This is a genomic window from Rheinheimera tilapiae, from assembly GCF_042432165.1.
In the GTDB taxonomy this organism is placed as follows: Bacteria; Pseudomonadota; Gammaproteobacteria; order Enterobacterales; family Alteromonadaceae; genus Pararheinheimera; species Pararheinheimera tilapiae.
Window position 1 is genome coordinate 504,787 of record NZ_JBHLXP010000005.1, and the last position, 22,925, is coordinate 527,711.

Sequence of the window (22,925 nt, forward strand, 5' to 3'; positions counted from 1 at the left end):
TTGCAGCTGATTTAAACCATTCGAAGCGTCAGCGCGACTACCCCTTTAAGAGCCCATGGAGTGCATCACCAATTTGCCTAAATTTTGGTGAAACACACAGTACCTCCATGGCACCTGATCCTACACAATGCTGATTTTATTAAATATTTTATATGGTATAGCTTTTGCTCACGAGTCTGTACTCTCACTAAAAAGGACGTGTCATGAAAAAGATTGTTCCACTTATTTGTTCGTTAACGCTGTTAAATGCCTGTGTGATCCATGTCGGCGCCAACGAGCCTGCCAATATTCAAAACCGCCAGCTACAACTCAATGCCAATAATCTGCAACAACTGGTCGCCGAAACAGAAGCCGGCGATCTGCATGTTATCGGTGAAAAAGGCCGTGAGCAGATTGAAGTCGAAGCACGCATCAATTTTGATAACATCGACCAGTTGGAATTGACGCTGGAAGCCAAAGGCAATGCTGCAGTGCTGGTTGCCCGCAATAAAGAACAAGTGTCCTTTGGTTACGTTGATAACGCTTCGATCGATTTAGTGGTAAGAGTGCCGGAACGTTTTGCGCTGAAACTGGAAGACGGTTCAGGCGATACGCGGGTTGAAGGCTTAACCGGTGATCTGCTGATCGCGGATGGTTCCGGTAATCTGCAGGTCTCTGGCGGTCGTCAGGTCACCATTGAAGATGGTTCAGGTAATTTGTCATTAGCGCAAACGACTGGCAATGTCAGTATTGATGATGGCTCTGGCGATATCCGCGCCAGTCAGATTGGCGGGACTCTGACTTTGACCGATGGCTCAGGCGATGTCGAAATTAGTCAGGTTCAGGGCACCGTCACTATTGAAGATGGATCAGGAGATATCCGTGTCGCTCAGGCCGGCGGCCTGACCGTGGATGATGATGGTTCCGGCGAGCTGAGTTATCAGCAGATCTCAGGCCGGATCACCGTGCCGGATGACCATATGCGCGAATAGTGAAAGCCTGCAAATTGCGAAATACAACGGGGCTTCTGCCCCGTTTTGTTTTTCAGTGCGACAAGGGTTAAAACAACGCGGCAAATTTTTCCTGTAATTGTGGTTTTAAGGCAAAAGTAATCAGTTTACCAGCCTGTTCCAAAAACGCGATTTGGCTGGCATTCCACTCCATGACACTGCCCACCTGCTCACAACAAAACACCCCCACCAACTGACCGTTATAGCGAATGCCGACATCCAGCAGAGACAAAATGTCATTCGGTTCAAAGTAGGCTTCGTTAAAACAGGATGTTGCCGGATGCGTCGCTGCATCAGGGGCGTTAATGCCGCCGTCATTGCGCATGGCTTCGAAATAAGGCGCAAAATCGTCTTCATGCAGTGCAACCCCCTGGTAGTGCGCATCCTCATTACTGTCGTATAAATCCACAGCGATAATTTCGCTGAGCAGCGCATCAGAGTAGAGCCACAGGCTGGCGCGGGAACAATGCAGTTGTTTCGTGATGGTTTCGGTTAGCTGACGGTAGAACGCCTCCGCCGAGATTTGTTGATCTTTAAATGCTTTAATCAGCAGTAACAAGGCCGTCTGGTCGAGCATAAAGTCTCCTGCAAACAAGCTCCGCTGCCGCTCAGCGGAGTCGTTTCAGTTATAGCTGCAGTTAAAGTGTTTGTCAGGCCATCTATCGCAAAGTCAAACCACTTAACCTTATTGCTGCTGCCGATACCATTCGCCGAGGATCAGACTGGCAGCGACACTGACATTCAATGATTCAACTTTGCCGGTACCTGGGATCTGCAAGGCAATCTCGGCACTGTTGGCGACCGCTTTTGACACGCCTTGCATCTCCTCGCCAAACACCACCACCACTTTTTTCGGCAACTGGCTGTTGTACAACGATACCCCAGCATGGCTTGAGGTGGTGATCAGCGTGTAACCTGCTTCTTTACAAAGTTTCAGTGCCAGTGGCAGATGGTCGGTCTGCAGCGCTTCAACAAACTCCAGTCCACCTTCTGCGGTGCGTGCTGCAGCGCCGGATTGTAGCGCTTCAGGCGCGGTCAGAATAATACCACTGACGCCAAAATGGGCACAGCTGCGGGCAATAGCGCCGAGGTTATGCGGGTTACCGACCCCATCCAGCGCTAACAAACAATCCTGTGTTTTTTTCCGGTGCAAAGTCAGGTAACTGGCGACTGACATGGCTTCACGTTTTTTCACCACGAAGATCACGCCGCCATGGTGCTGGCTGCCACTGACTTTCTCCAGTTCAGCATTATCTACAATGTGATAAGCCCGTTTATTTGCCGCCAAATATTTCATTACGTCGGCAAATCGCGGTGCATAGTCGGCATGCAGGTACATTTTGATGACCGCATCCGGCCGCTCATTAAAACAGACACGGCAGGCATTTTCGCCCAGCACCCGGCTTTCATGCTGGCCTTGTTGTTTCAACTGCGCCGGTGAAACGGCTTTTGCCGGTACAGCGACTTTGGCTGCGCGCACGTTTGTTGACGGTTCGGTGCGGTCTGGCCGGCGGCCACTGTCCGGGCGCGCATGCGCTGGCTTTGCCTCAGTATTTTTACCGGCAGCGCCTTTCCATGGTTTTTGCAATAAGGCGCCATCAGTATCACGTTGACGGGGCGGACGGGATGATGAGGTCTGGCTCGGTTTTTTCGGCGGATATGCCACGATAAAAAATCCTGTATCTGACGGGCCTGCAGGCCGGAAAAGCCTTCAGTTTAACGCAAAAAGCCGCGGTATCGAAGAAAGACTTGAGTTTGTTATTGGCTGCAGTAAGCTGGCGCCAATTTGCGCCGTTTCGGAATATTTATGCTCAGTTACCGTCACAGTTTTCATGCTGGCAATCACGCCGATGTGATCAAGCATCTGGTAGAAGTCGCTATCCTGATGTATTTAATGAAAAAAGATAAACCGTTTTGCTACCACGACACCCACGCCGGTGCCGGTTTATATAGCCTCGACAGCGCGCAGGCGCTTAAAACCAGCGAATACCAAACCGGGATTGGCAAGTTGTTTCACCATCAGGCCAGCAGCAGCGCGCTGCAGACCTACCTGGGGCTGGTGCGTGAACTGAACCCAGACGGTCAGCTGCAGTTTTATCCGGGGTCGCCCGGCATTGCCCGACTGCTGTTACGTGATGGCGACAGCATTCAGGCGACGGAATTGCATCCCGCGGACTTTCCGCTGTTACAAACCCAGTTTCAGGGGCGCCGGCACTGCCGCATTGAAAAAATGGATGCGTATGCCGGCCTGCGCGCTATGTTACCGCCGCTGCATAAACGCGGTCTGGTACTGATAGACCCACCCTATGAGCTGAAAACAGAATATCAGGATCTGGTCAAAGGCCTGCAGCAGGCGGTGCAACGTTTTCCGCAAGGGACTTTTGCCATCTGGTATCCGGTGATTGAACGCGCCAGTATCGAAGCCGTTATTGATGCGATTGTCACAACCGGTATCCGCAATCAATTACGCATTGAACTGTGCCCGCTGCCGGATAGCAGCGGTTTTGGCATGACCGGCAGCGGTATGCTGGTGATCAACCCGCCCTATACGCTGGCCAATGACATGCGCGAGGCGCTGAGCGAAATCGCGCCGCTGCTGGGTGCTCAGGTGCAGTGGACAGTTCAGCAACTGGTGGAAGAATAATGCGGTACAGTTTTTTGTTGTCGCTTTGTTTGCTGTTAGTGCCGGCCAAAGCGCTGGCATTTGGTAGCATCGGCCATCAGCAGGTCTGCGACTTGGCTTATCAGTTAGTTCAGCCCATCACAAAACAACAGATTGATGCCTTGTTAGCAATAGGACCGGAACAACAGTTTGCCAAAGGCTGTGTCTGGCCGGACGAAGTGCGACGCGAGCCAGCTTATCAGTTTACTGCCGCTTTTCATTATCTGAACGTGCCACGCCAGCAACAGCAGCTAAAAACGACAGATTGTGCTGCCAAAGGCTGCCTGTTGAGTGCGATTCAGCACTATGGCGCATTATTAAAACAAGACGGACAAACCCGGCAACGGGCGGAAGCCTTGTTGTTTTACAGTCATTTTATTGCCGATCTGCATCAGCCATTGCACGTCAGCTATGCCGACGACCAGGGCGGCAACAAAACTGCTTTGTATTATTTTGGCCAACCTTGGAACCTGCATGGCGTCTGGGATAGTGCAATGCTGAAAAGTCTCGGCTATCCAGGGAACTCGCAACTGGCGGCAGACAAACTGGCAAAGCTGCAAGCGACGGCGGTAAAGCGTTGGCAAAGCGGTCAGCCGCTGGTCTGGGCGCAGCAATCTCTTGAACAAACCCGGCGTATTTACCGAGAATACAAACCGGGCATGTTATTTAGCCAGAAAGAGCTGGACCGCGACGGTCCGGTGATCGAACAACGCCTGCTACAGGCCTCGGTGCGGCTGGCGTGGCAGCTTGATCAACTGTTGCAGCCTGCCACTGGCAACTGAAGTTCCGCCAGCCATTGCAGCATCTGCTGCTGTAATGCCTGGCCAAATCGATGGCCCTGCCCCTGCTCCACATGCAACTTAGGGCCTGGTGCACCGCACTGCCGGTAACGCAACTGAATATGTTTAAACGCCAGTTCGACCTGATGCCGCGGCATCAGCGGATCTTCATCACCATGCAAAAACAACAGCGGTTTTGGCGTGCTAAGCGCGGCGATCTCCGGTAAATCCAACTGCCGGTATAACCCCGGATGGATCATGTAAAAGGCGGTCTGACCGCGGCTGAAATTATTGGTCGGTTCGCGTAAAAACTGCAGACTATTGAGCCAACCGACACTCACCGCAGCGTCCACATTTGCCGACAAAGCCGCCAGCTGCCAGGCGCGAAATCCGCCCATTGAAAAGCCAACGGCGGCGATGCCCTTCACGCCGGGTTGCCGCGCCAGAAATGCCGCTGCGGCTTGATCTTCCCGCGCCATCAGACCAGCAAGACTTGCCCCCTGCGCCTGCAAATTCGCCGCCAGCTGTTGCTGTTCAGCATATTGCAGCGGCCCGCGCGCACCAAACCCCGGCGCATCGGCCAGCAACACCAGATAACCCTGCGCGCGTAATAGTTCGGCAATGGCGATGCCATCAAAGTACTTTTGTTGCCATTGGCTCACCAATTCTGGCGCCTTGCTTTGCCCAGCAGGCAGCCATTTGTCTTTGCCAATGCGAAATTCGGCGCCATGATCATGCAACAGGATCACTGCATTCACTGCGCTCTGGCGCAGGTTTTCCGGTTGATACAGATACAAGTCAAGCGGCTGCCATAACTGCAGTCGCCACTGTTCGGTACTGGTTTTGTCTTGAGGCTTGATCCGTGTTGCTGCCGCGATCAAGGCCGGATCTGCCGGCGGCAGTAATAAGGCGTTATTGAGCAGCGCCTTCGCTTGTCGCTGCCACAACGCAAAATTAGCCGCAGCAGCGTCAGAAAAAGTTCCATCCGGCGCCGGCCAGCGCAGTACAGGTGCCAGCAGCGCTGGCTCAGAGGCTTCGGCTTTTGCGACGTCGCTGACTTTAGGTGTCGTTGCGGGCTCCGTCGCTACTGCCGGCGCAAGAGCCGACAACACAAATATCAACAGCAGTATCAGCGCCCCCTTGCCAGACCAGGCTGCGGCGCGAAAGACCATCAAATCACGGAGAAACAGAGTGTGGAGCAGCATGATGCCGGCAGTCCCAAAGTTCATTTAAACCTGAGCTTGCCAAAAACAGCGTTCGAGTACCAGTAGATTTTGCCACCGATAGACAATTCATCATTTCAGCAATCAATACCGACTGACTTTATGGTCGTGCGGCGATCCAAGCCGCGACCAAGGCACAATCAACGGTTGCTGATAAAATGCAGCTTGCTTCGGGCAATACCAGCACATCACCGGCAGCTAACAGCCAGTGCTGTGAACCGCTTTGTACCCTAATGTGCTGACCTTCAGACAGGCCATCAGCGTAAAGCAGCCAACTGGCGTTGGCCAGGCTATTTAATGTGAATGGTTGCTGCGCGAAAAGTTGCAACGCCCGCAATCCGCCTTGCAAGCCGGCGGACAGCATCAGATTAATATCGCACACCGGACCATCAAGCAGCTTGGCACTGGTTAGTGCCGAACCGGCAAAACAGGCCTGATGCTGTGGGCTGGTCAGCTGTATCCGCTGCTGGGGCGCACCTGAAGCTGTCACTGCCAGATCGAGGCCAGCGCCACTGCGTATCGCCAGATACCGATTGTAGCCATCGAAGGTAGTAAAGGGACCGGATTGCAACACAGTGGCAGTGCTAAAACGCCAGTGAAAATCTCTGGCTGCGACTGTTGCTCCAGCAGGTGCAATCGCCAGCTGGCGAGTTTCGCCGCCAGCCCATTGCGTCACAGTTTGCTGTGATGCCGTGATCAACGTGGCATTGATTGTCATTGTTGCTCCGTCATGACCACTTATTGCACACGCTGCTTATCGTCCACGCCGCTTATTGTCCACGCCACTTATTGTCCGCGCCATTGGGCATGACACAACGCGTCGTGTTTTTCCCGGCTCAGCAGGATCCGCGCTAATACCAGATCAGGGGCGCCATCAGTGCCGCTCAGGCCAATCAGCGCTTCCAGATGCAGTTCGGCATCTAACTCGGCACCAATCAGTTCCAGCCAGTCTTTACCGGCAGGAACCAGGTCAACATAAGCCAGCGTTTCATAATGTTGCTGGTACAGTGCATAGTCCTCAGGACTCAGATTTTCACTGGCCAGTTCTTCAAAAATGGCAAAAGCATGATCACAAAGTTCATCCATCGACCAGAGTTCTAAACTATCTGACATTCCACATCCCCGCTGATAAATAGCGGCACAGTATATCTCAGCGCACCGCTGCCGTCTTGAGGCCAGCACGGCCTTTTGCATACCGTCTGTTGTACCAGAGCGTGGCAGCAATACCCAGCACTGACGGCAGGACCCAACTCAGTAACTGCAACTCTGGGCCAAGGTCCAGCACTTTACGGCCACCGAAGGCAAAAAATGCGGTAAACACCGCAATCGCTGACGCCAGCATATTGCCAATATGTTCTTTTAACAGATCTGAGCGTTCAACGCTGGCGCGGTGAATGTACCGGAAGCAGCCAACACTGCTAAAGAGTGCAATTCCACCAAAGATTTGCCCTAAGACAAACTGACGCGGCACCGCATGCCACAACGTCCAGAGCGCACAAAGGAAAGTCAGAGCCACCAAGCCCTGATGGGTCCAGAGCCGCAGTGACAACCGTGCCGGGCCGGCTTGTAAGGCCAGCAGTCCCTGACGCAAATTCATCAATGCCAGCAAACATAACAACAATAAAAAGCCGGACATTTGACGCACTGCAGCCGCAAACTTAACGGGGTCTTGCCCTGGCGACAAATCAGCCGCTTTCACCACCAGCGGCGCGGTCAAGACCAGCGCGCACATCAGGATACCGGCGCCACAAATCAGATACATCAGTTGACTGTACCAGCGCCCACTGCGCACATGCCAGGGGCTACCTTTTTTAGCCAGCATCGGCCCCCAAAACACGCACAATGCCAACACACCACTGATAATGTGCAGAATTAATAAATACTGATGCAGAGTTTGCATAGGCCCTCCAGGCTGTTGCGGAATTCACTGTAGTCAGCATGCCGGTTTAACGGACGGTGCCACAGTGCCGGAAGTCACGATCGTGACTATGACTTCCGGCCTATTGCCGGCAGAACCTGCCCTCACGCATACTGCGGCATCTGCTGATGGAAGATCTAACGACGAGCTACTGATGACTCACCCTGCTGTCCCCTTGCCAACGGATATACCGCCATCGCGCTGGCTGCAAAAAGAAAATCTGGCTGCAGTGCTGAGCTGGTTGGTGTTTGCCTATATCCAGCAAAGTGGCGCCATGCACATCTATGGCAACTGGCATCCGCTGAGCCTGCTGTGCGCAGCCAGTTTATTGCTGTTTATTGGCTTGTTTTTTTATTGTCAGTCCTGCGAAGAGAATTCCACGCCAACGGTCGCGTTGTTGCTGATGTGGGCCGCGATGACCACCACGGCTGTGCTGGTGCCGAACGGTTTTTCTGCCGGACTTGGCGTGTTATGGGTTTGTCTGTTGCCTTGGTTTATGCCAGCGCGCTGGTTATATCTGATGATTGCGCCAGCGTTATTACCGGTACTGGTGATGCAAAGTTTGAATGGTTTGCAGCTTGGCGAAGGTCTGATGGTGCTGGTCTGTGGTACTTTTCAGTTTTTTGCCATGTACGCCATGAGCAAAGCCCGTGAGGAAAAACTGGCGCGCGAAGCCTTGGCAAAAACGCATCAGGCGCTGTTGGCCGCACAGTCGCAATTGGCAATACAAGCAGCCGATGCAGAACGCCTGCGCATTGCGCGCGACCTACACGATAGCCTCGGTCATCATCTGACGGCACTGGTGATCCAGCTGCAAGTGGCAGGCTACCAAAGCAGCCAGCTGGTGGCAGATGACTCAGCACCAGATGCGCCACAGCAAGCCTTGACGGGGCAAATTAATCATTGCCATGATTTAGCCAAACAGCTGTTGCAGGAGATCCGCCACACCGTCTCGCAACTGCGCGAACCCGCGCTGCCGCAGCTGGCTTTGCAACTCAAAGCACTGGCGCAAAATGTGCCGCAACTGCAGTTAGAATTGCAAATTCCACCCGGATTGCCGACAGACCCACTGTCAACCGCGCTGTTGTTCCGTGTCAGTCAGGAAGCGGTGACTAATAGTGTCCGCCACAGTGGCGCCACGCAGGCACAGTTGCAGGTGTGGACCCATCAACAGCAGCTGTTTTTCCGCTATCGCGACAACGGGACGCTAGCACACTGGCCACTGCATGAAGGTAATGGCCTGACCGGCATGCGCGAGCGGATTGAACAGGCTGGCGGCAAGCTGCTGCTGTCGAATGAGCAGCAACAATTGCAGATCGATATTGAATTACCGGCGGAGATCGCATGAGTATCCGGTTGATTGTGATTGACGACCAGACTTTAGTCCGTCAGGGCATCATCAGCTTATTGCAGCTGGACGCGGAGATAGAAGTCGTCGCACAGGCCGCAGACGGTAGTGACGTGGTCGCGCTGGTGCAACAGTTTCAGCCGGATGTGCTGTTGATGGATATCCGCATGCCGCTGGTCAACGGCATTGACGCGCTGCGCTTATTACAACAAGCGCAGCTGCGCGTACCGGTGCTGATGTTGACTACTTTTGATGATCATCAGCAAGTGCTGGAAGCGATGCTGGCTGGTGCCCGCGGTTATCTGCTCAAAGATGTGGCTTTAGATATCCTGCTTCAAGCCATTCGAACCGTCGCAGCCGGCGGCTCTTTGTTGCAACCGGCGTTGACCGACCGTATCCTGCAGGCCCGAAATGACACTGCCGGCCATACTGAGGCGGAGAGTTTGTCGCCAAAAGAACTGGAAGTACTGCGACTGCTCGCGGCCGGTTTCAGTAACAGGGAAATTGCTGCCGCCGTCTTTAAATCCGAAGGCACAGTGAAAAATCAGGTGTCAGCCATTTTAGGTAAACTAGGCGTGCGCGACAGAACCAAAGCGGTGCTGAAAGCGATCGACCTTGGTTTATTGCATTAACTCTTTCAGGAAAATTGCATCATGCAACAACAACTCGCCCTCGTGAGTCTGCTCGTACGCGACTATGACGAAGCTATCGAATTCTATTGCCAGAAACTCGGGTTTAGGTTGGTAGAAAATACTCCGCAAGGCCAAAAACGCTGGGTTGTGGTGGCGCCGCAGGGCGACAGTGGTTCCGCTTTGTTACTGGCTCGCGCCAGTGATACAGCACAGCAGGCGCTGATTGGCCGTCAGGGCGCCGGCCGTGTCTGGCTATTCCTGCAAACTGATGATTTTACGCGTGATTATCAACGAATGCTGGCTGCAGGTGTCGTGTTTAACGAACAACCACGTGTGGAGCCTTATGGCACTGTTGTCGTGTTTGCCGACCTGTATGGCAACTTATGGGACCTGATTGAACGGAAAAATAGCTGATATTTTTGTGACAAATCATCAACCTGACTTGGGCAAGTCACATTCCCACTCCTACACTGAGCAGACCGGCACACTGCTGCCGGGAACTGCAGCCAACAAGGAGTGGGGTGATGGTCGATTCGGTGCTTGTCCAGGTGCGTCATTTGTTTCGTCAGCCTCCCGCTCAGGTGTTTGACCATTGGCTGGCCGAGCATCAGGCCGGTCGCTGGATGTTCGCCACGCCGCAAGGCCGGATGCACCACCTGCAACTCGAACTGGCGCCCAATCATCAATTCCGCGTGACAGAACAGATACACGGCCGCACTTGGGTGCACACCGGTGAATACCACCAGATCCACAAGCCACATTTATTGTTATTCAGCTGCACAACGAGTGGCACCCAACCGGGTCGGGGTGAACCTGACATGGTGCAACTGCAGTTTCAATCCCATCCTTTGGGCTGTGAGCTGGTACTCAGTCACCAGACTTCGGGCCAATGGGCGCCGTTTCGACAGCAATTAATTGAAGGCTGGACGCATATTTTTGCCGGGCTGATGGCAGAGCTGAATGACCGCGAATACCAGCCTGGCGAGATCCTGAATTAAGGTGCGGGGCGCGCTGGCCTTGGCTATAATCGCCGCTTTTGCGCCAGTCTCGGAGATCAGATGTATCGTTGCCCCCTTTGTGCTGAAACACTGAACCAGCAAGCAAACGCCTGGCGTTGTCAGCATGGTCACCAGTTTGATATGGCGCGGGAAGGTTATGTCAATCTGTTGCCGGTGCAACAAAAGAAGTCACTCGATCCGGGCGATAACGCCGAGATGATCCAGGCTCGTCGTGCTTTTCTGGACGCCGGCCATTATCAGTTTTTATCAAATGCGATTAATCAGCAGCTCGCTGCTGTGCTAGCAAGCACGGTTCAACAGAGTCCCGCTGCGCTGTTGGATATTGGCTGTGGTGAGGGGTATTACAGCGCAGCACTTGCCAACGCGCTACCAGGTTTAACGGTCTATGGCCTCGATATCTCCAAAACCGCAGTCCGTTATGCCGCCAAACGCTACAAACAGCTACAGTGTTGTGTTGCCAGCAGTTATGCCCTGCCGTTTACTGATGGCGCTTTTGCTGCTCTGTTGCGGATATATGCGCCTTCTGATGCCGCAGAAATGGCGCGAGTGCTGCGCCCGGGCGGTTATCTGTTAACAGTGAGTCCGGCACCCGAGCATTTGCTGCAGTTTAAACAACAAGCCTATAGTGAAGTCCGGCTACATGCGGATACGGTGAAAACCGAAGCAGGCTTTCACCATGTTCGCCGCGAGCGCTTGCAAAGTTTGTGGCAAGCACCTGATGCAGCGGCCATGCTGCAACTGATTGACATGATCCCGCTGGCCTACAAACTCAACACACAAATGCGTGAGACGCTCTGCCAGCAATTGCCGGCGATCCAGCTGGATTTCTATCTCGATTTGTATCAAAAAGATTAAATAGATCGGACTGCCCCACCGCCGAAAGCGAAACTCAGGCGCTACATCAAATCAATGACATAGCGCCTGTGTACGTCATTTTTTTGCTGCAGCGTTTTTCTGAGCTGCTTTTTTCGGTGCCGGCTTCTTCTTCACCGGTGCTTTCTGCGTCTTTTTGGTCAGCTTCTTCACCTGCTTTTTAGCGGCTTTTTTCGGCGGTACCGGCACTGCTTGCGCCGGCGTGTCCAGCATTTCATGCCAGAAGTAACTGCCAAGCTCAGCTACCGCATTAGTTTGTGCATTCACCAACACAGCCACGCCGAGGCCTGCTTCCGGCGAATACGACATATCAGTGCGATAGCCACGCACCAAACCGCCGTGGTGATACACCTTATGCTGGCCAAATTGGTAAATCCGTAAGCCCAGACCATATTGTGCAGTGCTGACATAAGGCCCATAAGTGCGCCCCTGCAGGTTATCCGCTGTTTTGACCCGCGGCGTCTGAATATCGTTAAGCACCGCTGCTGATAACACCGCCGGCCGGTGGCCAAGACGTGCAATCAGCCATTTGCCCATATCCATCGCACTGGCATTGACGCCGGCGGCCGGATTGACCCGGTAATACGTCGGTACCACTTTAGTTTCAGCCCAGCCCTTACGCGTACCGATATGCGGCATCGCGCGGTTTTTACTGGCGAGGAAACCGGCATAACCGACACTGGCGGTATGCATTTGCAGAGGATCAAAAATGCGCTGGTCCAACAGTTTTTCATAAGGCTGGCCTGTGGTTTTCAGCAGCACGGTTTCAATCTGGCTGAACAATACATTCTGATAGCCATAACAGCGTCCAGGCACACAACGCGGATTGATATTCTGAAATTTAGGCAGGATCTGCGCGGGTGTCTGACCGGCTTCAATCAGTTCGTCAAACGCATTGTCGACTAAGCCAGCATTCTGGCCCAGCAAGTGTTCAACTTTCAGCTGCGCTGTCATCGCCTGACTACGGAATTGCAAACCCGGCACATAGCGGGTAACGCGGTCGTTCCAGTCAAAACGGCCTTCATGTTCCAATTGTGCCGCTAATGCACCGGCGAAGGTTTTCGATACTGAAGCCAGACGGAAAATCGTATTGGCGTCCACCGGCGTTTTGCTGCCGACGGATCGGACACCGTAAGCACCGACCCGAACAATTTTGTCATTTTTAACAATGACATAAACGGCACCAGGTACCCGATTTTTTTGCATTTTCTGCTGAAATTCGCGATGAAACTGATTGGCGAATTCGTCGATCGAAGGGGCAGCCAGCACAGAACCCGCCCATAAAAACAGGCCTGCGACTGCAGTTAATTTCCACATAGATGAATATCCTGTCCCGCGGTCACAGCTGGGCAGCTCAGGCCTGCCGAAGAGCACTGTCACAACAAAATCAGGCTTTTGTTGTTGCCAATGCCTGCAACATCTGCGGGATCACTTGCTGAATAAAATGCGCTTTTTGCGCCTCACTGACCAGCTCCGGTTGCCAGTCACCTGAAATATAAGGTGTTAAAGCCGGGCCAATCGCATAACAGAATGCCGAATACCACTGCCCTGCGGCCTGCACCCGCACAGCTTTTTTTACATAATGACCGGAATCGATTTCTTCAAAAAAATCCAGCGCTCTGACTGCGTCCGGACCAACGTCCAGCAGAAGTTTGCCCTGTTGGGCGCGCCCCGGAGCCTCCGTCAATACAGGAACGGGGGCATTGAGCGGACTTTGACTGAGACCACGGCGCTGGTGGTCGGCTAGCACAGCATCCAGCATCTGATAACGTTGGCCGGTGATGGCTTCAACGATCTCCGGAAACATCAATAAGCCGTAAACGAAAATATGCTCAGTTGGTTGCATCCGGTGCTCCTCCAGCCAGGTCCTGCCAGGTCAGATATAACCGCAGGTCAAGTTCAAGTTGATGATACTGGGGTTCCATATGCTGACACAATTGATAAAACGCCTTGTTATGATCTTTTTCCCGCAAATGCGCCAATTCATGGACCACAATCATGCGTAGCAGCGGCATCGGCAAGGTTTTTAACAGACTGGCTACGCGAATTTCATTTTTGCTTTTCAGCGCTTTGCCCTGCACCCGGCTCACCTGGCTGTGCAGCCCAAGCGCGTTATTAACGATATGAATTTTAGGGTCAAAACAAATTTTGCTGATTGGCGCCGAGCTGCGCATAAACTGCTGCTTCAGCGCCATAGTAAATTCGTAGAGGCGCGCATCCGATTGAATGTCATGGACCGCATCCGGATAGCGTTTTTTTAACGTATTGCCGAGAGTGCCGGCCTGCACTAAAGCCCGAACCTGCTGCTGGATTGTTTCCGGATATTGACGTAAATAAGGTAAATCCACCGGCCGCTTGCCCCTTTGTTCCTGTGCGTGTTACTACGAATGCCAAAATACTATTCTACCCGCCGTCACCTGAACGACCAAGCCTGCCTTATGTGCAAACGGCGATCAAATCGCACAATGCGGCGCTTCGACACCGGGTTTTAACGCCAGAATTTGTCCCTGCGCACCGGTGGTGAGCAACAAATAACGACTCTGTTCCAGCAATTGCCACTGCTGTTGATCCGCCTGTTGCTGTTTGAGCGCAGCCAATAGATCGGCCTGCACCTGCACCTGCAAATGATCGCAACTCTGCAACTGCCAGCCATCTGACTTGGACTCGCGCCACACGGCCACTGTGCGGGCCACCTGCTGCTGACTATGCAGATAATCCTGATAAACCAGCTGATATTGCTGTTGTCGTTGTTGTGCAGCAGTCGGCGCTGAGGTTGCCGGTGCAGACGGATGCAAGTCAGAAGCCGGCGCCAGTTGATGGATTTGAATGGTATACAAACCTTGTTGCTGCTGTTCAATCTGATACATCAACTCAGGCGGCGTTAACCAGACCACTAACACCAGAATACAGGCAGCCAGCGCGACCATTTGTTGCATACCGCGTTGCCAGTGCCCGCTTTGACGTAGCGGTTTTTCCTTGAATACCAGCTGCTGCAGTGTTAGACGCTGTGCGCTATCCAGCCGATGTTGCTGCTTGCTGTGCTGATGCCACTGCCGCAGCGCAGCTTCAAGCTGTTGCGCTGCTCTGGTTTCCGTGGCGGCCGGACTTTCCGTGTTGGGTTCCTGCGGTAAAGGACCGGATTTATCTGTCGTCATTGCTCTCTTCCTCCGCCGGAGTTAGCCAGTGTTGCAATTGTTGTCGCGCATAGCGGAGCCTGGTTTTCACGGTTTCAGCACCGGCACCGGTAATTTCACTGATTTGGGCCAGAGAAAAATCTTCCAGTTGCAGCAGCAAGGCTTCACGTTGCACCGCAGGTAATCGCTGGATCGCTTGGCCCAGATCGGCAAGCTGCTCAGCCTGCAGCAATTGTTGGAGTGGCTTTGCTGCAGGATCTGGCAGTTGTTCCAATAGCTCCGGTTCCGCTTGCGGCCGTTGCCGGCGCCATTCATCAATCAGTAAGTTCCGGCCAAAGCTGAACAACCAGGTTTTGACTGAACTTTGCCCCTGATAACTGCCGGCATGCAGCATCAATTGGATCCAGGCTTGCTGACTCAGATCCTGCGCCATTTCAGCATCACTTTGCTTCAGCAAGAAATGATACAAAGCGTCGGCATAGCGCAAAAACAACTGCTGAAGCAGCGCAGGATCAGGCTGTTGTTGATATTGCAGCAACAGCAACCGGCTGTCAGCCTGCGTCATACCGGCCATTTGCGGGCGCCCAAGCACTGCCAGCCGCGCCATCCACTTCCACCCCATACTGCTTCCCCCTTGCCATCATGCGCGCCTAACAGCCGCTGCGGCTTCAGCTGGCATCAGCTCATCTTTAGCCTTGCTGATCAAGCCGGAAGTCTAATTGGACCTCCAGATCACTTTGCGCAACGGCACGGCCGTTTTCAAGTTTTGGCTGATATTTCCAGTTCTTCAGCGCGCGCATCGCTTCGTGATCAAATACCCGTCTTGGCTCTGCTGCCAGTACTTTCACATCCGTGACACGACCGTCTGCCGCGATGTTAAAACGCAGCCGGACCCAGCCGTTTACACCATCCCGGGCTGCGGCCGGCGGATACTTAGGTTCAATCCGTACCAGCGGGGTGGCAGCTTTATCATGGCTCGGCGGAGTCTCTAATGTCGGCCCTTGTAATGACATCACCGGCTGTTGGGCGCTGATTGGCACATCCAGCAAATCTCCCGGTTCCGCTGATGTTGGAACCACAAGCTTTGGCGCCACCTGTGACACTGGCGGTGGCGGGATCTCACGGATTATCTTTTTCGCAGCAGATTCCTCACGCGGTACCAACGGGGTGACATCGAACACGGTATCAACGCGAGGGGTGATCGGCGCAGTAGACTGAACAAGCTGTGCCATCAGCTGAAACAAAGCAAAGCTAATCAATGCAGCAGTGAGAGTCATGGTCAGGCCACGACCAATCGCTGGCAGCGGGGTCAACGGTGTCAGATCATGCTGCCGTTCCAGCAGCAACGGAGAAAGGTGTGGATTGTCTCGAATTGAAATGGTTGTCATGATGCTACTCCAAGAAAAGCGCGTTTTAGCGCGATGCGAAGCTTGATGCTCCGGTGTCAGAGATTGGACGCAGCAGAAAAACAAAAGGGGTGAACATGTTGTTAAAATTTTTTCAGATGGCGAGAACCATTGGCGCAGGTTTGATGCTGAGTGCGCTTTGGGTACCCACCACACAAGCCGCCGACATTCAACAGCTCTATCTGGTCCGGCATGCGGAAAAAGCCGATCTCAGTAAAGACCCGGTGCTGTCTGCTTGCGGCGAGGCGCAGGCTACGGCTTTAGCCACCTTACTAAAGGATGTGAACCTGCCGCTGCTCTATCACAGTGGTTATCAGCGCACACAACAAACTGCAGCAGCCAGCCTCAAAGCCGGGCGACAGCTCCAGCAGTATGACGCAAAAAATTTGCCGGCTCTGGCCGCACAACTATGCAAGAGCACAATCAACGCGCTGGTGGTCGGCCATAGCAACACTACGCCGCAACTGGCGACGCTGTTGAGCCAGCTGGCTGCACCGGCGCTGCAAGAAGATGATTATGGCCGGATTTATCAGCTGACCCGTGCCGGTGAGCAATGGTCATTGCAAATCCTGCAACTGCCTCTACCGGTACTTTGCCAGCGCTAACAACGATCAATCGCCTTGACGCAGCAACAGCACCAGAACTTCAGCGTGATCCGTATGCGGAAACATATCAAAGAGTTGCGCGCGTTGCGGCTGATAGGCCGGCAAACTTTGCAGATCCTTTGCCAAAGTGATGGGGTTACAGCTTGAATAGAGCAGCGCTTTGGGTTTTAACGTCTCTATTCGCTGACAAAGTGACTGCCCCAACCCTCTGCGTGGTGGATTAACGACCAGCAAGTCAGGCGCTTGCGCGGCAGCATCGGCAAAAGCTGTTGCGTCCAACGCACGAAAATCAATGCTGACACCGCGCTCAAGAGCTGCGCGAGTGGCGCAGTCAATAGCAGATGCCGAGATTTCGATGCCGGTGACCTGCACTTCAGGCGACGCTAAATGCAAAGCAAAACCACCAACCCCACAAAACAAGTCCCAGATCCGGGCCGGCTTGAGCGCAGCAGTCCAATCACGGGCAGTTTGATATAAAGCAGCAGCAACAGCACTGTTGGTCTGGAAAAAGCTCTGCGGCTGCAGATACAGCACCACGTCATTCAATTGCTGACGCAGCATGGCCTCAGCGCTCAGTACAAATTCCTGCTCACCTTCCAGGATAGCTTTATGTTCTGGCTGCAGGTTGACCGTGACCACTTTCAGTGTTGGCCATTGCTGCTGTAAGGCCGGCAGATGCTTACGGATAGCCGCCAGATGATGTTGTGAGCGCAAGACAAACCGAAGCAACCAACCATCCAATTCGCTGTAACTAAGCAGAATAAATTTCAGCTCACCGCGCCGGCTGTCCAACTGATAAGGTTCCAGCCCGACTAAGCGGATAAAATCAATCAAAAGGGCAAAAGCTTGCTGAAAACCGGTCGGATAAAGCTGACAAGCTGTCAGGTCAACTTGCTCGTCAGCATTGAGGATCCCGAGTACCGGAGCTTGACTGCTCCCCATCACGACCATTTTGGCTTTATTGCGAAAATGTGCAGTCTCGCTCGGACACGGCAGCTCGAGCGGCAGCTCAGGGAAAATCTGCTGTAATTGCGCCTGTTTGCGCTGTAACTGCTGCAAATAGGATTGATGGATATGCGGACAAGACACACACTTGCCACTGGCAAAAGCTTCGCAGTACAAATTACGGATCCGATGGAGGTCAAAGTGGCGATTTTAGCAAAACCACCGCTGGGGCGCATGGAATAATCGGGAAAACCAACGCAGACAACAGTCCGCCAAAGTAGTTGGTTCCAAAAACAAAAAGCCCCGCAATAACATGCGGGGCTTTTTGCTGAATATGGCGGAGAGAGAGGGATTCGAACCCTCGTTAGGGGTTAACCTAAACACACTTTCCAGGCGTGCGCCTTCAGCCACTCAGCCATCTCTCCGGGACTTGCCGAAGCAAGCGCCGACATACTAGGTAAATTCTATTGCCTTGGCAACTGGAAAATACCGCAGGGCCGCTATTCGCTGTAAATTTCAGCAGTTCCGCAGCGCTTTGATTCTTCAGGCATTGCCTTTCACAGCCACCCGGTTGGTTTTGGCAAAACCTAACATCCTGTTTAACGGTACCAGCGCCTGTTCACGCAGCGCTGCGTCGACAAAGATCTCATGGCCTGCGGTATCCGTCAGTGCCGCTTCAATCGCCTGCAGGCCATTCATCGCCATCCAGGGGCAATGCGCACAGCTGCGACAAGTCGCGCCATTGCCGCCCGTGGGCGCTTCGATAAAAGTCTTATCCGGCATCGCCTGCTGCATCTTGTAGAAGATCCCGCGGTCTGTGGCGACGATAAACGTGGAATTTGGTAATGTCTGACTCGCCTTGATCAGCTGGCTGGTGGAACCTACCGCGTCGGCCAAATCTACGACGTTAGCCGGGGATTCAGGGTGTACCAACACAGCAGCGTCAGGATACTGCTTTTTCAGTTCAGCCAAAGCGTTGGCTTTGAACTCGTCGTGCACGATACAGGCGCCCTGCCACAGGACCATATCAGCGCCGGTTTGGGTCTGTACGTAAGCACCCAAATGCCGATCTGGTCCCCAAAGAATTTTTTTGCCTTCGCTATCGAGATGTTCAACCACGTCCAACGCAATAGACGAAGTCACCACCCAGTCGGCACGGGCTTTGACTGCAGCAGACGTATTGGCATACACCACCACTACGCGGTCTGGGTGCGCATCACAGAATGCAGCGAATGCATCAGCCGGGCAGCCCAAATCAAGCGAGCAGGTTGCTTCCAGCGTGGGCATTAACACGGTTTTTTCCGGATTCAGAATTTTGGCGGTTTCACCCATAAATTTAACCCCGGCCACTATCAGAGTTTTCGCCGGATGCGCATTACCAAAGCGTGCCATCTCAAGAGAATCCGAAACACAACCGCCGGTCTCTTCGGCTAAAGCCTGAATTTCCGGGTCTGTGTAATAGTGTGCGACCAGTACGGCGTCTTTTTGCTGTAATAGGGTTTTAATCCGGGCCTTGTAAGCTTGTTTGTCATCGATAGACAGCGGCACAGGCTTTTTCGGGAAGACAAAATCGAGTTCGTTAAAATGCAGCGCTTGATTCATGCGGATAAACTCCGGGCAGAAAAATGTGGCGTATTATACACAGCTTTATGGCAGAGAGACACGTGCAGGCTTTGCTATTGGATGATTCAGAAATTGGTGGGTCATGATGGATTTGAACCATCGACCAACGGATTAAAAGTCCGCTGCTCTACCAGCTGAGCTAATGACCCTCATACGAGGTGTGTCAGATTGGTGGGTCATGATGGATTTGAACCATCGACCAACGGATTAAAAGTCCGCTGCTCTACCAGCTGAGCTAATGACCCAATCTGACTGTCTGAACTGGTGGGTCATGATGGATTTGAACCATCGACCAACGGATTAAAAGTCCGCTGCTCTACCAGCTGAGCTAATGACCCAATTCAGACTAAACTGCGAAAGGTGGTGGGTCATGATGGATTTGAACCATCGACCAACGGATTAAAAGTCCGCTGCTCTACCAGCTGAGCTAATGACCCCTCTCGAGGACGCATATCTTACTTATTTACGCGCACAGTGCAACCAAAATCTGGCAAAAACATCGTTTTCGCGCACTGACTGCTTAAAAGTGCGGCACTATGGCGAAGAAGTAACTGTTCTGGTCTGTTGATACAATATTGTATCGTCGATGCAGAGCGCCCGGCACTGCTGAAAAAAACAGCACTCAGATAGGAAAGTGAATCAGTACTTCGGGAAGAGTGGTTTTTTGCAGATAAGAAAAAACCGCACTATGGCGGCTTTAGCGGGATTCCAATTTTGCCTTTGCAGTTGCTGCAGGCTTAGATTTTGGAAAACTTTTTATAAGTTGGTTGTAGTATTTCTTTGCAGCTGCAGCATCATTCTGTTTATCAGCGACTAAACCAAGCTTCAATAATGCATCCGGAACTTTACTGGAGTTCGGAAATTGTTTTACCACACGCTCATAATGCGTCTTGGCTTTTGCGAATTCGTTTTTCTGGTAATACAGCTGCCCTAACCAATAATGAGAGGTAGAGGTGTATTCAGAGTTTGGATAATTCTGGATAAATTCTTCGAATGCTGGAATCGCCGCAGTATAGTTGCGGTCTTTCACCACATAATTGATCGCCTGCTCGTAAGCCTGCGCTTCGTTTAGTACACCACCTGAGGTTACTTGTGGTGTCGGTACTGCAGATTCCGCTGCAGCAGCCTCATCGGCTGCTACAACGGCTGCAGGATTGCCCGCCGGCACTACGGCTTCTGGTTGTTGCGCTGGAACACTCGTCTGAGAAGACGTTGTACCCGCTGCTGCACCACCCAGTCGGCGGTCAATTTCCTGATAGATATCCCGCTGCTGCTGTAATATCTGTTCTAATTTGTATGAGTGCTCTTCCGTCGTCCCGCGTAACTCACTGACTTCGGTTAACAAAGTCTCGAGCTGTTGCTGCATTGAAAGCTGAGCTGCTGCCCTAGCCTCAACCACACGCTCCAAAGCAGCAAGCCGCTCCGAAACTGACCCGCTGCGAACAGCTGTCTGTGTAGAAATGCCTTGGACACTGCTGCGACTGAGATCTGCTACAGGCGCAGGATCTGCAACCGCAGCGGTTGCAAGCAATGTAAATGCAGTAACAAACGACGTCTTAACGGTCATGCAAACTCACAACTTAAATTAGTAAACCAGAACAGCGCGACGGTTTTTAGCGAATGACTCTTCGGTGTTGCCAGCATCAACTGGTTTTTCTTCACCGTAGCTCACTACTGACATCTGACCAGCAGCAACACCCAGGTTTTCCAGGTATTTCTGAACTGATTGACCACGACGCTCGCCCAGTGCGATGTTGTACTCTGGAGTACCACGTGCATCAGTGTGACCTTCGATAGTTACAGAGATAGTTGTGCGAGCACGCAGGAATGCAGCGTGTGCATCCAGAACTGAAGCGAATTCAGAACGGATATCAGACTTGTCGAAGTCGAAGTAGATAGTGTTTTGCTGACGCAGGGCTTCTAATTGCTGACGCAGTTGTTCTGCATCGCTCATGCCTTGATCTGCAACTACTGGCTGAGTAGCGTTTGCGTTTGCATCGCCAGCGTCAGTTTCATTGTTAGAGCTACATGCAGCTAAAGTCAGCACTGGCACAGCAACTAACAAACCTTTTAAAACTTTATTTAAGTTCATGATGTTGTCCTTAGTATTACGATTTAACCAAATTTTTGTATTTTATAAAAACGGCGACCAGGCCGGCGATTTAACCCGGCCATTGGTAGCTGGCAACCTTGCTTTAAAGCGACCATCCATGGACACCAGTGCCAGTACTTGGGTATTACTACCATGCAAAGTACTATAGATAATCATTGAGCCATTCGGCGCAATGCTCGGTGACTCGTCCAGGTAAGTACGAGTCAGCACTTGCATAAACTTTGTAGTTCTATCCATGCGGGCGATATTATACTGACCGTTTGTCCGGTTTACCATAACTATTGCTTGACCATTTGGCGTATATTTGCCTGCCAAGTTCATTTCACCCTCAAAAGTAACCCGAGAAACCTGGTTTGAGCCTAGTTCTACAGAATAAAGTTGTGGGCGGCCACCGCGTTCGGATGAAAACAAAATACTTTTCCCATCTGGTGCCCATGTAGGTTCTACATCAATTGCGCGGTGTGGCGCAACTTTAGTTAATGCTTTAGTGGCAATATCCATCACATAGATTTCTGAATTACCGTCTTTTGACAATGTCATCGCCATTTTACGGCCATCCGGCGACCATACTGGCGAGCCGTTAATACCTTTAAAGGATGTCAGAATGCTGCGACGAGCAGTGTACACATCTTGAATATAAATCTGCGATTGTTTACGTTCAAAAGTCACATAAGCCAATTTAGTGCCATCGGGCGACCAGCTCGGTGACATCAACGGCTCTTTGGCGCGCAGTAACACTTGTTCATTTTCACCATCATAATCAGCAACTACTAACTGATAGCGATATTCCTGACGGTCACGCACAAGGACATAGGCAATTTTCGTAGAAAACGCTCCACGCTCACCGGTCAGTTTTTCATAGATCACATCACTCATCCGATGGGCATACTGCCGGAACTGTTTACCGGTAATCGTAATTTCACTTGCATGCAGGATGTGATTGGTTCCACCCACAATGCGGCCCGCTGCATTCATCATCGGCTGACCTACGCCGCCTTTTGCTTTCACGACATCGACCAGCTCGTAACTAATGGTGTACCGATCCATCCCGACTTCTTTAATGGTACCCATCACAACGGCTTCAACACCGGTTCTATCCCAAGCGCTGGCATTAAATTGGCTGCTGTTTTGTGGTTGTTGTGGCATCCGCATCGCATTGATTGGATTGAATTTGCCACTGCGCATTAAATCAGCAGATACAATCTGGCCGATATCCTGAGTCGGCTTGGTCGCTCCGACAAAAGCAAAAGGTACAATAGCCACAGGGCGAGCGCTGTCGACACCTTCGGTAATAATAATTTCCAATGAAGCCTGAGCACAGCTGGCGATTAATGCCGCAGCAACAATCACTGACTTCGTTATCCATCTGAAATTCATATAGTCTCGTCTCTGTGTTATTTCTTAAACGGTAATTTCAATTCACGGAATTGCTGATTTAACTCAGGGTCTTCCGGCATCGGGAAACGTCCAACCCGATTAATGGCATTGACAGCGGCATTACAAACACCTGCATCACCACCAACCACATTCAAGCTTGTCACAAACCCATTACTGGCTAACTTGAGCTCAATGACGCATTCTTTGCCATTCATCGTGTCGTCAGTAAACCAGCTCTGACGTACCCGCTCAACGATCATCGCAACATAACGCTGCTTC

Annotated in this window: 27 protein-coding genes and 5 tRNA genes; 9 read left to right on the forward strand and 23 right to left on the reverse strand. The window is 52.3% G+C overall.

From position 1 onward, the window contains the following. The first annotated feature begins 203 nt into the window (after positions 1–203). Entirely contained in the window at positions 204–971 is a 768-nt protein-coding gene (locus ACFFJP_RS18635; protein WP_377247873.1) for a DUF4097 family beta strand repeat-containing protein, read from the forward strand. A gap of 67 nt (positions 972–1,038) precedes the next feature. Here ACFFJP_RS18635 and ACFFJP_RS18640 read toward each other — a convergent pair whose 3' ends face one another. Then, complete coding sequence (locus ACFFJP_RS18640) at positions 1,039–1,566, reverse strand: GAF domain-containing protein (protein WP_377247876.1); 528 nt, start codon at positions 1,564–1,566, stop codon at positions 1,039–1,041. Between the two features lie 108 nt (positions 1,567–1,674). Next, positions 1,675–2,655: a tRNA/rRNA methyltransferase gene (locus ACFFJP_RS18645; RefSeq protein ID WP_377247879.1), complete on the reverse strand. Its 981-nt coding sequence runs from the start codon at positions 2,653–2,655 to the stop codon at positions 1,675–1,677. Between the two features lie 141 nt (positions 2,656–2,796). Here ACFFJP_RS18645 and ACFFJP_RS18650 point away from each other — a divergent pair, with 141 nt between their 5' ends. Both ACFFJP_RS18650 and ACFFJP_RS18655 read left to right on the forward strand, forming a co-directional pair. Next, a complete protein-coding gene (locus tag ACFFJP_RS18650; protein ID WP_377247882.1) occupies positions 2,797–3,633 on the forward strand; it encodes a 23S rRNA (adenine(2030)-N(6))-methyltransferase RlmJ in 837 nt (278 codons plus the stop codon). Then, positions 3,633–4,433 (forward strand): S1/P1 nuclease, encoded by an 801-nt coding sequence (locus tag ACFFJP_RS18655; RefSeq protein ID WP_377247885.1) that lies wholly within the window; start codon positions 3,633–3,635, stop codon positions 4,431–4,433. Before ACFFJP_RS18650 ends, ACFFJP_RS18655 begins: the two co-directional genes overlap by 1 nt. Here the strand turns inward: ACFFJP_RS18655 and ACFFJP_RS18660 are convergent. The 4 genes from ACFFJP_RS18660 to ACFFJP_RS18675 all read right to left on the reverse strand — a co-directional run bounded on the left by ACFFJP_RS18660 (position 4,403) and on the right by ACFFJP_RS18675 (position 7,553). Then, positions 4,403–5,659 (reverse strand): dienelactone hydrolase family protein, encoded by a 1,257-nt coding sequence (locus ACFFJP_RS18660; protein WP_377247888.1) that lies wholly within the window; start codon positions 5,657–5,659, stop codon positions 4,403–4,405. The two genes, ACFFJP_RS18655 and ACFFJP_RS18660, sit on opposite strands and share 31 nt — an antisense overlap. A 94-nt stretch (positions 5,660–5,753) precedes the next feature. Next, entirely contained in the window at positions 5,754–6,371 is a 618-nt protein-coding gene (locus ACFFJP_RS18665) for a HutD/Ves family protein (RefSeq protein WP_377247891.1), read from the reverse strand. A gap of 68 nt (positions 6,372–6,439) precedes the next feature. Then, positions 6,440–6,766 carry a DUF440 family protein gene (locus tag ACFFJP_RS18670; RefSeq protein ID WP_377247894.1) on the reverse strand — a complete coding sequence of 109 codons (327 nt, stop codon included), beginning with the start codon at positions 6,764–6,766 and terminating at the stop codon, positions 6,440–6,442. Between the two features lie 37 nt (positions 6,767–6,803). Next, the gene (locus ACFFJP_RS18675; RefSeq protein ID WP_377247897.1) at positions 6,804–7,553 is read right to left on the reverse strand and encodes a hypothetical protein; all 750 of its coding nucleotides are present in this window, start codon (positions 7,551–7,553) and stop codon (positions 6,804–6,806) included. Between the two features lie 172 nt (positions 7,554–7,725). Between ACFFJP_RS18675 and ACFFJP_RS18680 the strand changes: the two genes are divergently transcribed. The 5 genes from ACFFJP_RS18680 (at position 7,726) to rlmA (ending at position 11,425) form a co-directional block, all read left to right on the forward strand. After that, positions 7,726–8,919 (forward strand): sensor histidine kinase, encoded by a 1,194-nt coding sequence (locus tag ACFFJP_RS18680; RefSeq protein ID WP_377247900.1) that lies wholly within the window; start codon positions 7,726–7,728, stop codon positions 8,917–8,919. Continuing rightward, complete coding sequence (locus ACFFJP_RS18685) at positions 8,916–9,551, forward strand: response regulator (protein WP_377247903.1); 636 nt, start codon at positions 8,916–8,918, stop codon at positions 9,549–9,551. Before ACFFJP_RS18680 ends, ACFFJP_RS18685 begins: the two co-directional genes overlap by 4 nt. A gap of 21 nt (positions 9,552–9,572) precedes the next feature. Beyond that, positions 9,573–9,965 (forward strand): VOC family protein, encoded by a 393-nt coding sequence (locus tag ACFFJP_RS18690; protein WP_377247906.1) that lies wholly within the window; start codon positions 9,573–9,575, stop codon positions 9,963–9,965. 110 nt (positions 9,966–10,075) lie between these two features. Continuing rightward, positions 10,076–10,549 (forward strand): SRPBCC family protein, encoded by a 474-nt coding sequence (locus ACFFJP_RS18695; protein WP_377247909.1) that lies wholly within the window; start codon positions 10,076–10,078, stop codon positions 10,547–10,549. A 60-nt stretch (positions 10,550–10,609) separates the two neighbouring features. Further along, the gene (gene rlmA / locus ACFFJP_RS18700) at positions 10,610–11,425 is read left to right on the forward strand and encodes a 23S rRNA (guanine(745)-N(1))-methyltransferase (protein ID WP_377247912.1); all 816 of its coding nucleotides are present in this window, start codon (positions 10,610–10,612) and stop codon (positions 11,423–11,425) included. Between the two features lie 75 nt (positions 11,426–11,500). On the opposite strand, the gene ACFFJP_RS18705 is transcribed toward rlmA, so the two are convergent. The 6 genes from ACFFJP_RS18705 to ACFFJP_RS18730 form a co-directional block, all read right to left on the reverse strand. After that, complete coding sequence (locus ACFFJP_RS18705) at positions 11,501–12,760, reverse strand: serine hydrolase domain-containing protein (RefSeq protein ID WP_377247915.1); 1,260 nt, start codon at positions 12,758–12,760, stop codon at positions 11,501–11,503. A gap of 70 nt (positions 12,761–12,830) precedes the next feature. After that, positions 12,831–13,289 carry a gamma-glutamylcyclotransferase family protein gene (locus ACFFJP_RS18710; RefSeq protein WP_377247918.1) on the reverse strand — a complete coding sequence of 153 codons (459 nt, stop codon included), beginning with the start codon at positions 13,287–13,289 and terminating at the stop codon, positions 12,831–12,833. After that, positions 13,276–13,791, reverse strand: a complete 516-nt coding sequence (locus ACFFJP_RS18715; protein WP_377247921.1) for a M48 metallopeptidase family protein — start codon at positions 13,789–13,791, stop codon at positions 13,276–13,278. Before ACFFJP_RS18715 ends, ACFFJP_RS18710 begins: the two co-directional genes overlap by 14 nt. 105 nt (positions 13,792–13,896) lie before the next feature. Then, a complete protein-coding gene (locus ACFFJP_RS18720; RefSeq protein WP_377247924.1) occupies positions 13,897–14,598 on the reverse strand; it encodes a hypothetical protein in 702 nt (233 codons plus the stop codon). Further along, positions 14,585–15,199: an RNA polymerase sigma factor gene (locus ACFFJP_RS18725; protein ID WP_377247927.1), complete on the reverse strand. Its 615-nt coding sequence runs from the start codon at positions 15,197–15,199 to the stop codon at positions 14,585–14,587. Before ACFFJP_RS18725 ends, ACFFJP_RS18720 begins: the two co-directional genes overlap by 14 nt. Before the next feature lie 67 nt (positions 15,200–15,266). Next, the gene (locus ACFFJP_RS18730) at positions 15,267–15,965 is read right to left on the reverse strand and encodes a TonB family protein (protein WP_377247930.1); all 699 of its coding nucleotides are present in this window, start codon (positions 15,963–15,965) and stop codon (positions 15,267–15,269) included. Positions 15,966–16,060: 95 nt separating this feature from the next. On the opposite strand from ACFFJP_RS18730, the gene ACFFJP_RS18735 reads away from it, so the two are divergent. Beyond that, positions 16,061–16,588, forward strand: a complete 528-nt coding sequence (locus ACFFJP_RS18735) for a SixA phosphatase family protein (RefSeq protein WP_377247933.1) — start codon at positions 16,061–16,063, stop codon at positions 16,586–16,588. A 6-nt stretch (positions 16,589–16,594) separates the two neighbouring features. Here the strand turns inward: ACFFJP_RS18735 and rlmC are convergent, their stop codons facing one another. The 11 genes from rlmC to tolA form a co-directional block, all read right to left on the reverse strand. Continuing rightward, complete coding sequence (rlmC, locus tag ACFFJP_RS18740) at positions 16,595–17,710, reverse strand: 23S rRNA (uracil(747)-C(5))-methyltransferase RlmC (protein ID WP_377247936.1); 1,116 nt, start codon at positions 17,708–17,710, stop codon at positions 16,595–16,597. 158 nt (positions 17,711–17,868) lie between these two features. Continuing rightward, positions 17,869–17,958: transfer RNA gene (locus ACFFJP_RS18745), tRNA-Ser, on the reverse strand. Positions 17,959–18,076: 118 nt separating this feature from the next. After that, a complete protein-coding gene (nadA, locus tag ACFFJP_RS18750) occupies positions 18,077–19,135 on the reverse strand; it encodes a quinolinate synthase NadA (RefSeq protein WP_377247939.1) in 1,059 nt (352 codons plus the stop codon). A 94-nt stretch (positions 19,136–19,229) separates the two neighbouring features. Then, positions 19,230–19,305: transfer RNA gene (locus ACFFJP_RS18755), tRNA-Lys, on the reverse strand. Positions 19,306–19,325: 20 nt separating this feature from the next. Beyond that, positions 19,326–19,401 (reverse strand) — tRNA-Lys (locus ACFFJP_RS18760). A gap of 17 nt (positions 19,402–19,418) precedes the next feature. Continuing rightward, positions 19,419–19,494: transfer RNA gene (locus tag ACFFJP_RS18765), tRNA-Lys, on the reverse strand. Between the two features lie 23 nt (positions 19,495–19,517). Further along, positions 19,518–19,593 (reverse strand) — tRNA-Lys (locus ACFFJP_RS18770). A gap of 260 nt (positions 19,594–19,853) precedes the next feature. Continuing rightward, entirely contained in the window at positions 19,854–20,723 is an 870-nt protein-coding gene (gene ybgF, locus ACFFJP_RS18775; RefSeq protein ID WP_377247942.1) for a tol-pal system protein YbgF, read from the reverse strand. 18 nt (positions 20,724–20,741) lie between these two features. Next, positions 20,742–21,248, reverse strand: a complete 507-nt coding sequence (pal, locus tag ACFFJP_RS18780) for a peptidoglycan-associated lipoprotein Pal (RefSeq protein WP_208932255.1) — start codon at positions 21,246–21,248, stop codon at positions 20,742–20,744. Positions 21,249–21,290: 42 nt separating this feature from the next. Then, positions 21,291–22,646, reverse strand: a complete 1,356-nt coding sequence (gene tolB / locus ACFFJP_RS18785; RefSeq protein WP_377247945.1) for a Tol-Pal system beta propeller repeat protein TolB — start codon at positions 22,644–22,646, stop codon at positions 21,291–21,293. A 17-nt stretch (positions 22,647–22,663) separates the two neighbouring features. Further along, the coding region (tolA, locus tag ACFFJP_RS18790; RefSeq protein WP_377247948.1) for a cell envelope integrity protein TolA at positions 22,664–22,925 on the reverse strand (262 nt) is incomplete at its 5' end.